Origin of the sequence: Nonomuraea montanisoli (assembly GCF_013363975.1) — a bacterium.
In the GTDB taxonomy this organism is placed as follows: domain Bacteria; phylum Actinomycetota; class Actinomycetes; order Streptosporangiales; family Streptosporangiaceae; genus Nonomuraea; species Nonomuraea montanisoli.
This window is the reverse complement of record NZ_JABWGN010000020.1, coordinates 91,607-104,017: the sequence shown is the minus strand read 5'-3', so window position 1 is coordinate 104,017 and position 12,411 is coordinate 91,607. Positions and strand designations below refer to the sequence as shown.

Sequence of the window (12,411 nt, the reverse complement as noted above, 5' to 3'; positions counted from 1 at the left end):
GCTCACTCCCTGGGATATACGAGGGCGGTGGCCCCTTCGATCTCGATGATGTCGACGGACGCCCCTTCGGGGATCACCAGGGTCTCGTCGTAGGCGCGTGCCGACCATTCCTCCCCGCCGACGCGGATCCTGCCGTCACGCCCGGTCACCTGGGTGATCGCGTAGGCGGGCTTGCCGACGAGCGCCTCCACGCCGAACCGCTGCACCTGCGGCTGACGGATGTGGCGCACGGCCATCGGACGGACGACGAACAGCCCCGCGGTCGAGGACAGGGCGAAGACGAGCAACTGCAGAGGCACCGGCAGCCCGATCGCGGCTCCCGCCGCCGTCAGCAGCGCCGCCACCCCCAGCAACCCGAGCGCCGCGGTGAGCGTGAAGATCTCGGCGACGCCGAGGACCACCGCGAGGATCACCCAGACGATCCATTCGTCCATGCTCCGGCCCTCCTGTAAGGACAACGGGCCAGGGGCCGCCACCGGTTCCCCTTTTTCCTACGGTATCGCCGTTTCAGCGTTGCGACAGAGGTGTCGGGGCGGGGCTGTTGAGCGCGCTGCCGAGCAGCCATTCGTCCCAGGACAACTGCCAGAATCCCCAGCCGTTGTCCCATTCCAGTTCGCGGTCGGTGCCGGTGATCGTCACCGGGTCGCCGCGCCGGGAGGCGGCGAAGAACCAGGCCGCCTGGTCGGGGCGGGCGTTGATGCAGCCGTGGCTGACGTTGGCCCGGCCCTGCGCCCACACGTTGTCCAGGGCGTGGACGTACTCGCCGCTGTCGGAGATGCGGACGGCGTGGTCGATGAGCTTGTCGTAGTAGCCGGGCTCGCCCTTCTCGCGGCCGGGGGAGACCATGCGCACGGGGTCGCCCTTGTCCATGGTGAGGTGGACGCCGCTGGTCGTGGTGTACTCGCGGGTGGTGCCCATGCCGGCGCTGATCGCCATGCGCTGCACGACCGCGCCGTCGCGGCTGACCGTCATCTGGTGGGTACGCGCGTCGACCACGCTGGACTGGTCGCGGCCCACGGTGAACTCGAAGGTGCGGTCGGCCGTGCCGTACACGCCGGGCGCGGCCCGGACCCCCGACAGATGGGCGGTGACCGTGACCTGCTGCCGGGGGGCCCAATAGGAACGGGTGCGGTAGACCGCCCGTGTGTCGCTCACCCACCGCCAGGCCCCCTCGACCGGCACCTCGGAGGTCACCTGGAGGGAGCGCTCGACGGCGGCCCGGTCGCGCACGGCGGTGTCGAAGTCGAGGATGATCGGCATGCCGACGCCCACGGTCTCGCCGGGCAGCGGCACGGCCGAGGCCACGCCGAAGGTCTGCTCGGGCACGCGGGTGCGGAAGCGGCCCCGCGCGACGGCCGGCGGGCCGCCCGGCCCGGCCGCCCTGGCCGTCACGGTGTACTCGGCGCCGGGCCTGAGCGCCCAGTCGGAGCGCCAGACGGTGCCGGACGCGTCGAGCCGTCCCGGCACCGGCACCCCGGCGGCGTGCGCGCGCACCTCGCCCAGCCGGCCGCCGCGCGCCCGCACGACGAGGCCGCGGTCGGTGCGGGCCCGCTTGGTGTCGAACGCCGGCTTCACGCGTACGGCCGGGGCCGCGGGCGGCGGGGTGTCGGAGGTCCCCGAGCCGCATCCCGCGGTGAGCGGGGCCGTGAGGCAGAGGATGACCAGAGAGATGACCGCGGCGCGCCGCATCTGACTCCTGCTTTCCGGGAAGGGACGTTCCAGGTTAGCGGGGAGTCATGGCAGGAGCACGCTGAGTGACTTAACGGATGGTTCCCGACACCTCGCCCAAAGTGATGCTCCCGGCTGTGGCGCGCAGGGTCACGGTGTCGCCGTCCTCCAGGAATGTTCGGGTCTGGCCGTCGGCCAGTTTGATCGGATCATTCCCGTTCCAGGTGAGCTCGATGAGGGAGCCGCGCTCCTCGCGCCGCGGCCCGGAGATGGTGCCGCTGGCGAACAGGTCGCCGACGCGCAGCGACGCGCCGTTGGAGGTCATGTGGGCGAGCATCTGGTCCGGCGTCCAGTACATCGACGCGTACGGCGGGCGGGACACGACCTCCCCGTTGATCGCCACCTCGACGACGATGTCGAGCCCCCAGTCGGCCCGTCGCCGCAGGTGGTCCAGCGGCTCCGGGTCCTGCGGCGGCCCGGGGATCCTGGGCAGCGCGTCCAGCGGGGTGATCCACGGCGAGATCGACGTGGCGAACGACTTGCCGAGGAACGGCCCGAGCGGCACGTACTCCCACGCCTGGATGTCGCGCGCGCTCCAGTCGTTGAGCAGCGTCACCCCGAAGACGTGGTCCTCGAACGCGCCGGCCGGCGCGCCCATCTCGGACGGCGTGCCGACCACGAACCCCAGCTCGGCCTCGATGTCCAGCTTGACGCACGGCCCGAACACGCCGGCCTTGAGCTGTCCGTGCGGCCGGGTGATCGGGGTGCCCGAGACGACGACGGTGCCGGAGCGGCCGTGGTAGCCGACCGGCAGGTGCCGCCAGTTGGGCAGCAGCGGCTCGGCGTCGGGCCGGAAGATCCGGCCGATGTTGGAGGCGTGGTCGAGCGAGCAGTAGAAGTCGACGTAGTCGGCCACCTCGAACGGCAGGTGCAACCGGACCTGCTCCAGCGGGACCAGGTGGGCCTCGGTGACGGCCATGTCGTTGGTCAGCTTCTCCCGCAGCAGCGCCCGCGTGGCCTGCCAGGCGGCCCGCCCCCGGACCATGAACGGGTTGAGCGAGGGCGCCGCGAACACCTCGTCGTGCAGCGCGGCGGCCAGGTCGAGCACCCGGTCGCCGTAGCGCACCCCCACCCGCGGCGCCTGGCCCGGCCGGGAGAACACCCCGTAGGGCAGGTGGTCCACTCCCCAGCTCACACGTCCTCCTTGTTCGATCGGCATCGCGCGCGGATCGTCCTGCCCACGCGCCGGCGGGTCACTCCGGGATCAGGCCGAGCTCGCGCAGGTCGGCCAGCGGCGCGGCGGTGTTGCACGAGCCGTAGCTCACCAGCAGCTCGCGGGCGTGCTTGGCGGTCTCCGGCGGCACCGTCCGGGCCAGCGCCACCAGCCGGGTGGCGTCGGTGGTGCGCAGCACCTGCGCGGGGTCGCGCCGCTCGACGGCCTCGCAGACGGCCAGCACCAGGTTGAGGAACCCGTGCCGGTCGGTGCCCAGCGCGGGGTCGAAGTGGCGTACCGCGTGGTGCAGCCCGGCCGTGGCCTTGAACGGGATCTCCTGCTCGGCGCACGAGCGGATGAACGCGGCCAGATGCTCGACCGGCGGGAACGCCTCGGCGGTCGCGCCGCCGCAGCGTACCTTGAGCCCGACCCCCTCCGGCACGTCGCCGCCGACCCGGTGCGGCGGCACCTCCACGAACAGCCGCACGCCGTGGGGCACCCGGCTCGCCAGTTGCCGGGCGAACGCGCCCACGGACGTGTCGGACGGCAGGACCGCCTCGATGATGTCGACCGGCAGATCGTCGAACGGCGGCGGCTCGGGCGTGTGCAGGATCAGGCCGATGCGCCGGGGCGTGAACTCCTCGCGGCGCAGCGCGTCGATCCGGTCGGCCGGGCACAGGAACCGGTGGGTCAGCACCGGCCCGCCGTGCTCCTGGTCGCGGCGGTGGCGGGCCAGCGCCTCGGACATGTGCAGGGACGTCGGCGGGAACAGCCCCGCGTCGTCCACCAGGGCGGTGAACAGGGCGGCGGTGCTCATCGCGCCCACGTCCAGGCGTAGTCGGTGTCCTCGCAGGCCAGCGCGCCCGGCCCGAGGTCGAGCGGGCGGAAGGTGTCGACCATGACGGCCATCTCGCTGGTGGTCGTGACACCGCGGGAGACCGCGTCGATGACCGCCTCGACCGCGCCGGGCTGCGGCCCGTGGGTGAACCCGGCCGGGTGCAGCGACACCGAGCCGACGTCGATGCCGGAGCCCCTGCGCGCGGAGTAGTCGCCGCCGACGTAGAACATGAACTCGTCGGAGTCGACGTTGTGGTGGTTGTACGGGATCGGCACCGACTCGGGGTGGAAGTCCAGCGGGCGCGGGCAGAACGAGCAGACCACGAACCCCGGCCCCTCGAACGTCTGGTGGACCGGCGGCGGCGCGTGCGTCTTCTTCACGACCGGCTCGAAGTCCTCGATGTTGAAGGCGTACGGGTAGAGGCAGCCGTCCCAGCCCACCACGTCGAACGGGTGGTTGCGGTAGAACAGCCGGGTCAGCCCGCCCCGGGTGCGCACCAGCACCGGCACCTCCTCGCCCTCGGCGAGCAGCGGCTCGGCCGGGGCGCGCAGGTCGCGCTCGCAGTAGGGGGCGTGCTCCAGGAACTGGCCGTACTGCGACAGGTAGCGCCTGGGCGGCCTGATGTGCCCGGCGGCCTCGATGGCCAGCACGTTGACCTGGCCCTCGGGCACCCAGCGGTGGATCGTGCCGGTGGGCACGACCACGTAGTCGCCCTCGCGGGCGTCGATGGCGCCGTACGTGGACTCGAACCGGACCCGGCCGCGCTGGACGTACACGCACTCGTCGCCCATCGAGTTGCGGTACAGCTCGCTCGGCTGGTCGCTGGTGGCGTACGACAACCGGACGTCGCCGTTGCCGGCCAGCACGATCCGGCCGGTGACCAGGTCGCCGGCGCTGCCGAGCTCCTGGGTGCGGAAGTGCCGCGGGGAGAGCGGCAGGTTGGGCTCCAGGCGGGCGCCGCCCGTCTGGGCGCCGGTGGTCTGGGCGCCGGTGGTCTGGGCGACAGCCTCCGCCTTGACGATGGCCGTAGGCAGGTGGCGGTGGTAGAGCAGCGAGGAGTCGGAGGAGAAGCCCTCCTCGCCCATCAGCTCCTCGGCGTAAAGACCGCCGTCGGGCCTTCTGAACTGCACGTGGCGCTTGCGGGGGATCTCGCCCACGACGCGGTAGTACGGCATCCGCCCTCCCCAGAGCTGGTGTCCGCTTATCGGACGTTAGTGTCCTCTATATGTAATTACCGTCGTCCATCGTCCTGAAGATGTCAACCCAGGGCGCCGGCCAGCTCCGCCGCGGCCTCGACCACGAGCGGACCCGCCGACTCCTCCAGCGGCCCGAACGTCACCACCCCCACCGACGCCTCCAGCCACGGCAGCCCGGTCACCGGGGCGGCGATGCCGCGGGCCCCCTCCTGCAACTGCCCCTCCGTCACCAAGTAGTCCGAACGGCCCTCGCGCAGCGCGAGGATCGCCCGCCCCGCGGCGCCCTTGGTGAGCGGATGGCGCGAGCCCTCCCGGTAGGCCACGTGCATGTGCGTCCACGACGGCTCCACCACGGCCACGGCCAGCCCGTCGTCGCCCTCCGCCACCGTCAGGTGCGCGGTCGCGCCCACCCGCTCGGCCAGCCGCCGCAGCGCGGGCAGCGCCGCCGCGCGCAGCAGCGGCTGCACCGCCTGCGCCAGCACCAGCACCCCGAACCCCAGGTGCGCCCGCCCCTCGGCGTCGCGGCGCACGAAGCCCTCGCTCGACAGCGTGGTGAGCAGGCGGTAGACGACCGGGCGGCTGAGCTGCAGCTCGTGGCTCAGCTCGGTGGGGGTGCGCCCGCCCTTGCCGTCGGCGAGCAGCCTCAGCAGGCGGAGCCCGCGCTCCAGCGTCTGGGCGGATTCAGCGGCCATGGGTCGATTATCGCCGTCCGGATATCGCCGTCACACCGGGTGAGCGCGGACGCCGGTAGGGCGGGCCTCACCCCGGATTCGGGGGACGACGGGCCTGATCGGGACGGGTGATCGGCGCAGACTTCAGGAAAGCCCCCAAGGAGGATCCCATGAGTCGCATGTCCGCCCTCGCCCAGCCGCCCGCGCCCCGGACCGCTCCGGCGGACCAGGCGCCGCCGGTCGTGCTCGCGGCGACGTCGCTGTGGTTGTTCGCCGTCGCGGCCGGTGTCTTCGAGGCCGTGCTGATCGTCACTCAGATGCTGTCGTCCGGCACGGCGTTCGGCGAGCTGCTGCCGCAGATCGCCTTCCGGCTGGGGGTGTTCGCGGCGGCCGTGTTCCTCGCCCTGCGGCTGCGGGCGGGGCGGAACTGGGCGCGGCTCACGCTGGCCGTCGGTCTCGGCATCTTCGGCACGCTGTCGCTGGTGATCGAGCCGGCGCGGTGGCTGCTGGGCGGCGGCTCGATCGGGGACGCGCTCGCCGCCTGGGCCCCGATGGACTTCGCCTTCGCGGGCAGCCGGATCCTGCACCTGCTGGCCGTGCTGGGGGCCGTGACGCTCATGTTCCAGCCCCGGGCCAACGCCTTCTTCCGCGGCCGGCCTGCCTGAGCCCTGCGCGGCCGGTCAGCCTGAGCCCTGCCTGAGCCCGGCGCGGCCGGTCAGCCCGAGACGCCCTCCGCGGCGGGGGCCGGTGCCGGGGCGCGCAGGTTGCGTACCCCCGGGGACAGCAGCGCCGCCAGCGTCGAGAGCACGACCAGCGCGGCGCAGCCGAGCAGCGCCTCCCGGGTGCCGACCAGCGCCGCCAGCGGCCCGGCCAGCATCAGCCCGAGCGGGCCGAACATCAGCGACCCCAGCGCGTCGTACGCGCTGACCCGCGACAGCGCCTCCGCCGGGACCTCCCGCTGCATGGTGGTCTGCCACAGCACGCCGAAGACGTCGAAGCAGACGCCCAGCGCGAACGAGGCGGCCACGATCGCCCACACCGGGGCGCCCAGCCCGAGCAGCAGGTACGGCGCGGCGGTGGGCAGGCACAGCAGGGTGCCGAGCAGGATCGGCCGCGACGGCCGCAGCCGCAGCGACACGAGCACCCCGGCGATCGTGCCGACCGCCTCGCCCGTCAGGAACGCCGACCAGACCAGCGGCCCGCCCAGGCTCTCCTTGGCCAGCAGCGGCCCCAGCACGCCGTGACCGGCCTGGAGCGCCATCACCATGACCGAGAACTGCGCGACCACCACCCAGATCCACTGCCGCGAGCTGAACTCCCGCCAGCCGTCGCGCAGGTCGGCCAGCACCGAGTGGCGCGGGCCGGCGGGCCGCTCGGACGGAGTCAGCCGCAGGGCCGCGATCAGCGCGCCCGCCACCGCGAACATCAACCCGCTCACCGCCAGCGCCCAGCCGCCGCCGACCAGTACCACCGTGCCGCCGCCGAAGACGGCTCCGGCCACCCGGGAGACATTGGCGCCCAGCCCGAGCAGGGCGTTGCCCGTCTGCAGCCGTTCGGCCGGCACCACCTCCGGGATGATGCCGGTCAGCGCGGGGAACAGCACCGCCATCGACACGCCGCTGAGCGCGGCGGCGGCGGCCAGCGCGGGCAGCGGGGTCCAGCCGGTGAGCATCATCGCGGCCAGGGAGAAGAACGCCAGCGCGTTGGCGGCCTCGCCGGCCGTCATCACCAGGTGCCGGGGGAAGCGGTCCGCGATCACCCCGCCGACCAGCATGAACAGGACCATCGGCAGCGCCTCGGCGGTGAGCACCACCGACAGCGTGGTCGCGTCGGCCCCGGGCAGGTCGAGGACGCCGAAGGCGAGGGCCACGGGGGCGAACGCGCTGCCGAGCACCGAGATGGTCCGCGCGGCCAGCAGTAACGTGAACCGCCGGTCGCGCAGCAGGCCGAGATCCTGGAAGTGTCCGCGCACCGTGATGCCCCCTTTTGACAAACGGAGCCATTCTGCCGGGTTTCCAGCAAGGTGTCTTCTGCTTATCGGCGGGGGGAATCGGTCAGAAAGGTCACGACATCGGTCAGAAAAGCGGTCAAGAGGGCCTGATCTCATTGAACGTTATTGATCATCCAGATATCGTGCTGAATGCCCGACGATCACCCCTCACGTAAGGCGCCTCGATGCGACGTCGACGACTGCGGCAGATCTTCGTCCTAGGACTCGCCCTCTCCCTGCTCGGCATCGGCGTCCCCGCGTGGTCGGAGGACGATCCCCGTAGCTGCAACGACCTGATGTCCGGCGACACCCCCGCGTACGTGGTGTGCCGGTGGATGGCCACGCCGGACGAGGCGCTGGACATCGCCCGGTGGTGGCTGGCCAACGACGGCGAGCGCCTGGAGTCGGCCGGTCCGGTCGACGGCATCGGCGTCAACTGCAAGGACCCCGGCAACGTCTGCCCGCCGCTGGAGAACGACGGGGTGGGCGACGGCGAGGCCCACGACGGCGGCGACCCGGACGTCGAGGGCGCCGAGGACGGCGGGACGCCCGAGTGCAAGGCCGGCGAGGAGTGCTTCGTCTCGCCGGAGGGCCTGTCGGCCGAGCAGATCTCCACGGCGATGGAGAGCACGACCGGCCAGGCCGTCAAGACCGCGGTCGCGGCGGGCCTGCGGGTGTGGGTGGACGCCGAGCTGGCCGACGACTGGAAGGCCGGCAAGCTCGACGAGGCCGCCCAGCGGGTCGCCGCGCTGGCCGCGCAGCCGGGCGTCGTGGGCATCCGCTTCACCCGGCAGCTCGGGACCGGGCAGACGTTCCAGAGCGCCGACGAGATGGACACCTTCGTCACCGAGGCGACCGCGCGGCTGCGCAAGCTCGCCCCGGGCCGGAAGCTGGCCGCGCGCACGGCGGTGCCGCTGTTCGGCTGCGGCGCCGACGACGCCTGCAAGACCGCGATGACGCAGAAGTACCCGCTGCTCGACCCGGAGCGGATCGGCGCCTGGCTCGCCAAGGGCAGGATCGACCAGCTCGCCCTGGACGGCGCCCACCTCGGCAGCGAGTACGCCACCTGGAAGATCGACGCCGCCACCGCCCAGCGCAACCAGTGGGTCCAGGTCCGGGCCCGGGCGTGGGACGCGTACGCGCAGATCGCCAGCGAGGACACCACGCTGACCACGGTCGGAGCGCCCCAGCTCACCGGCGAGCAGGTCACCAAGGCCGTCACCGAGCACGTGGCGAGCCCGATCCAGGACGACGCCGCCGAGACCGTCACGCTGCCGAGCCGCTCCGAGAACGAGCAGGGCCAGGTCACCCGCCTGTACGGCGAGAAGTGGGCGGCCAACGCCACCTGGGACCAGCTCAAGAAACTCGCCGAGGTCCGCCCCCGCCTGGCCACGCTCTACGACGCGGCCAAGCCCGAGGTGGACGCCGCGACCGACCTGAAGGCCCTGGCTGAGGTCTTCGGGCAGGTGTACGTCCAGGGGGACTGAACGATCGTGCGGGCCCGGCGATTCCCCGCGGGGAATTGCCGGGCGGGCGGGGCTCCTCGCACAGTGGGAGCCCGCAGAAGCCCTCACCGTACGAAGGAAGACCCCATGTCGTACCCCGACCCGCAGGATATCGCCGCCCGGTACATCGCGCTGTGGAACGAGCCGGACCCGGCCCTGCGCCGCCAGGCCATCGAGGACGTGTTCGCCGAGAACGCCGCGCACGTCCTGCAGCCGCCCCAGGAGATCCGCGAGATCGCCGCGGGGCTGGGCTTCCCCGCCTCCACCCTGGAGGCCCACGGCCACGACGCCATCGAGGTGCGCGTGGCCCGTTCCTACGACAGGTTCGTCGGATCCGGCATGTACGTCTTCCGGCCCGCGCCCGGCGCCATCCGGCTCAACGAGGTCGTCAAGATGACCTGGGAGACGGTGGCGGCCGAGAGCGGCGAGCGCGTGGGCGGCGGCGTCGAGGTGCTCGTCCTGGACGAGCGCGGCCGGGTTGCCGCCGACTACATGTTCCCCGGCCTCTGACCGCCGGGACCCGCGTCAGTCCTTGAGGAACGCGCCGAACTCCTCCAGGTCGATCAGCCCGTCGCCGTCCTGGTCGAGCCGGGCCACGCCGGCCTGGGCCCGCTCCATGCTGATCGGCTGCCCCAGGACCTCCATCAGCCGGACCAGCTCCTCGGCCGAGATGCGGCCGTCCTTGTCGACGTCGATCAGGTCGAAGGTGATCGCGTGGTCGCTCATGGTGCCCTCCTGGGGGATCGTCTGGGTCAGACCTTAGTGGCGTTGTCTGCTTCCCCGGGAGACGTCCGGCATTCCGGGCGATCCTCTGGGTAGCAGGCGGCCCATGCGACTGACGTACACCTCGGATCTGTGGTGGAAGAACGCCGTCATCTACTGCCTGGACGTGGAGACGTACAAGGACGGCAACGGTGACGGCATCGGCGACTTCCGCGGGCTGACGCAGCAGATCGACTACCTGGCGGGCCTGGGGGTGACGTGCCTGTGGCTCATGCCGTTCTACCCCACCCCCAACAAGGACGACGGCTACGACATCACGGACTTCTACGCCATCGACCCCCGGCTCGGCACGCTCGGCGACTTCGTGGAGTTCATGCGAACCGCCCACGACCGGGGGCTGCGGGTCATCGCGGACCTGGTCGTCAACCACACCTCCGACCAGCACCCGTGGTTCAAGGAGGCGCGCAGGAGCAAGGACGCGCCGCGCCGCGACTGGTACGTCTGGTCCGACAAGCCCGAGCCGGACGACCCGAGCATGGTGGTCTTCCCCGACAAGGAGAACAGCATCTGGCAGTACGACAAGGGGTCGGGCCAGTACTACCTGCACAGCTTCTACAAGCACCAGCCCGACCTGAACGTGGCCAACCCGGAGGTTCGTGACGAGATCGCGCGGATCCTCGGCTTCTGGATGGAGCTCGGGCTGTCGGGCTTCCGGGTCGACGCGGTGCCGTTCCTCATCGAGAACGTCGAGCCGAAGCTCGCCGACCCGCACGACTTCCTGGCCGACCTGCGGGCCTTCATGACCCGGCGCAAGGGCGACTCGGTGCTGCTCGGCGAGGTCAACGTGCCGTACAAGGAGCTGATGGGCTACTTCGGCGACGGGCTCGGCGACCAGGTCACCATGTGCTTCGACTTCATCGGCATGCAGAACACCTGGCTCGCGCTGGCCAGGGGAGACGCCGGGCCGCTGGCCGCGGCGCTCAAGTCGCGGCCCAAGCCGCCCAAGGACTGCCAGTGGGCGACGTTCCTCCGCAACCACGACGAGCTGACGCTGGACAAGCTCACCGACGAGGAGCGTCAGGAGATCTTCCAGGCGTTCGGCCCCGAGAAGGACATGCAGATCTTCGGCCGGGGGCTGCGCCGCCGGCTGCCCACCATGCTCGGCGGCGACCTGCGGCGGATCAAGATGGCCTACAGCCTGCTCTTCTCGCTGCCTGGCACACCGGTGCTGTTCTACGGAGAGGAGATCGGCATGGGGGAGAACCTGGACGCGGAGGGCCGGATGGCGGTGCGCACCCCCATGCAGTGGTCGGGCGAGGGCGGCTTCACCATGGCCGAGCCCGTGCGGAGCATGCCGGACGGGCCCTTCGGGCCGGACCGGGTCAACGTGGCGGACCAGAAGCGCGAGACCGACTCCCTGCTGCGCTGGATCCAGCTCCTCATCGAGCGCTACCGCGAGTCCCCGGAGCTGGCCTGGGGCACGCACACGGTGCTCGACCCTGGCACCCCGCGCGTGCTGGCGCACCGTTGCGACGCCGACGGCGCGTCGGTGATCGCCCTGCACAACCTGGGCAGGACGGCCGAGGACGTGGAGCTGAAGCTGGAGGGCCTGGAGAACTACCGGCTCACCGACCTGCTCGTGGACGGCACCACCGAGGTCTCGGACAAGGGGGTCGTGCGCCTGCCGCTCGGCCCGCACGGATGCCGGTGGCTGCGCGCCTCGCCGGCCGAGGTGGCGCCGGAGGACGCCTCGGTGAAGTCGGACGACTCCTTCACCCACCCACGCCGCAGGTGAGCACGCACGGGCGGCGGGTGAGCACTCACGGGCGGCAGGTGAGCACTCGTCGGCCGCGGGAGAGCACTCACAGGTAGGACGGGCCGCTCACCCGGTGCCGGAAGATCCACCAGACCCACGCCTGCGCGGCGACCAGCAGGGGTGTCACCACGAGGATCACCGGGGTGAGCAGCGACGCCGTGGGACCGGCCGTCAGCGGCAGCCGCAGCCCGGCCAGCACCCCGACCACCACGAGCGCGGCGGCGGTCAGCGCGTACGTGCGCGCCTCGCCGGAGCCACCGGACAGCACGGCGGCCCGCCGCCGCAGCTCGCCGCGCAGCCGCAGCGCGGCGAAGGCCAGCCCGTGCGCGCCGAACACCACCGCCACCAGCAGGGCGGGCGCCAGGGCGACCGGCCCGTGCAGGCCGAGCAGCACGTCGCTGAGCAGCACCCCCCAGCTCAGCGCCAGCCCCCAGCTCCCGGCGACGATCGCGCCGTCCCAGAAGCCCTGCCAGCGGACGCCGGGCACCCGTCCCCGCAGCCACAGCCCCATGTCGCGCACCACCCAGGACAGCAGCAGCGGCACCACCACCGCGACGTTGCCGCTCAGCAGCTCGCCCTCCAGCTCGGGGAAGAGCCCCGCGAGCACGCCCGCCGCGGACACCAGCCACACCTCGTTGCCGAGGAAGAACGGCGCGATGGCGGCGATCACCTCGCGCCGCTCACCCGCCCCGCGGCCGAGGTACGGCAGCGCCATGCCGACGCCGATGTCGGCGCCGCCCAGGACGAGGTAGCCGAGCGCGAAGAAGGCCAGAACGAAGATCTCCATGACG

At 72.2% G+C, this 12,411-nt stretch carries 13 protein-coding genes; 4 read left to right on the top strand and 9 right to left on the bottom strand.

Annotated features, from left to right (window positions below; genetic code table 11):
• Positions 1 to 2: 2 nt before the first annotated feature.
• The 6 genes from HTZ77_RS39265 to HTZ77_RS39240 form a co-directional block, all read right to left on the bottom strand.
• Complete coding sequence (locus tag HTZ77_RS39265; protein ID WP_175594844.1) at positions 3 to 434, bottom strand: NfeD family protein; 432 nt, start codon at positions 432 to 434, stop codon at positions 3 to 5.
• A 73-nt stretch (positions 435 to 507) separates the two neighbouring features.
• Positions 508 to 1,689 carry a L,D-transpeptidase gene (locus HTZ77_RS39260; RefSeq protein WP_175594843.1) on the bottom strand — a complete coding sequence of 394 codons (1,182 nt, stop codon included), beginning with the start codon at positions 1,687 to 1,689 and terminating at the stop codon, positions 508 to 510.
• 70 nt (positions 1,690 to 1,759) lie between these two features.
• Positions 1,760 to 2,887: a fumarylacetoacetase gene (gene fahA / locus HTZ77_RS39255; RefSeq protein ID WP_175594842.1), complete on the bottom strand. Its 1,128-nt coding sequence runs from the start codon at positions 2,885 to 2,887 to the stop codon at positions 1,760 to 1,762.
• 34 nt (positions 2,888 to 2,921) lie between these two features.
• A complete protein-coding gene (locus tag HTZ77_RS39250; RefSeq protein WP_205304522.1) occupies positions 2,922 to 3,698 on the bottom strand; it encodes a hypothetical protein in 777 nt (258 codons plus the stop codon).
• Positions 3,695 to 4,894, bottom strand: a complete 1,200-nt coding sequence (locus HTZ77_RS39245) for a homogentisate 1,2-dioxygenase (RefSeq protein WP_175594840.1) — start codon at positions 4,892 to 4,894, stop codon at positions 3,695 to 3,697. The genes HTZ77_RS39250 and HTZ77_RS39245 overlap by 4 nt, the downstream gene beginning before the upstream one ends.
• Before the next feature lie 83 nt (positions 4,895 to 4,977).
• Positions 4,978 to 5,607, bottom strand: a complete 630-nt coding sequence (locus tag HTZ77_RS39240; protein WP_175594839.1) for a helix-turn-helix domain-containing protein — start codon at positions 5,605 to 5,607, stop codon at positions 4,978 to 4,980.
• A 149-nt stretch (positions 5,608 to 5,756) separates the two neighbouring features.
• Between HTZ77_RS39240 and HTZ77_RS39235 the strand changes: the two genes are divergently transcribed.
• Positions 5,757 to 6,251, top strand: coding sequence for a hypothetical protein (locus HTZ77_RS39235; RefSeq protein ID WP_175594838.1), 495 nt, complete (start codon positions 5,757 to 5,759; stop codon positions 6,249 to 6,251).
• 50 nt (positions 6,252 to 6,301) lie between these two features.
• Here the strand turns inward: HTZ77_RS39235 and HTZ77_RS39230 are convergent, their stop codons facing one another.
• Entirely contained in the window at positions 6,302 to 7,558 is a 1,257-nt protein-coding gene (locus HTZ77_RS39230) for an MFS transporter (RefSeq protein ID WP_328809035.1), read from the bottom strand.
• A 203-nt stretch (positions 7,559 to 7,761) separates the two neighbouring features.
• Here HTZ77_RS39230 and HTZ77_RS39225 point away from each other — a divergent pair, with 203 nt between their 5' ends.
• Together HTZ77_RS39225 and HTZ77_RS39220 are read left to right on the top strand one after the other, a co-directional pair.
• Complete coding sequence (locus HTZ77_RS39225; protein ID WP_175594836.1) at positions 7,762 to 9,063, top strand: hypothetical protein; 1,302 nt, start codon at positions 7,762 to 7,764, stop codon at positions 9,061 to 9,063.
• 105 nt (positions 9,064 to 9,168) lie between these two features.
• Positions 9,169 to 9,591, top strand: a complete 423-nt coding sequence (locus HTZ77_RS39220) for a hypothetical protein (RefSeq protein WP_175594835.1) — start codon at positions 9,169 to 9,171, stop codon at positions 9,589 to 9,591.
• A gap of 15 nt (positions 9,592 to 9,606) precedes the next feature.
• Here the strand turns inward: HTZ77_RS39220 and HTZ77_RS39215 are convergent, their stop codons facing one another.
• Positions 9,607 to 9,807 (bottom strand): EF-hand domain-containing protein, encoded by a 201-nt coding sequence (locus HTZ77_RS39215; protein WP_175594834.1) that lies wholly within the window; start codon positions 9,805 to 9,807, stop codon positions 9,607 to 9,609.
• Positions 9,808 to 9,910: 103 nt separating this feature from the next.
• Here HTZ77_RS39215 and HTZ77_RS39210 point away from each other — a divergent pair, with 103 nt between their 5' ends.
• Positions 9,911 to 11,599, top strand: coding sequence for an alpha-amylase family protein (locus tag HTZ77_RS39210; protein ID WP_175594833.1), 1,689 nt, complete (start codon positions 9,911 to 9,913; stop codon positions 11,597 to 11,599).
• A gap of 67 nt (positions 11,600 to 11,666) precedes the next feature.
• On the opposite strand, the gene HTZ77_RS39205 is transcribed toward HTZ77_RS39210, so the two are convergent.
• Positions 11,667 to 12,407, bottom strand: coding sequence for a cytochrome d ubiquinol oxidase subunit II (locus HTZ77_RS39205; protein WP_175594832.1), 741 nt, complete (start codon positions 12,405 to 12,407; stop codon positions 11,667 to 11,669).
• Between the last annotated feature and the right edge of the window lie 4 nt (positions 12,408 to 12,411).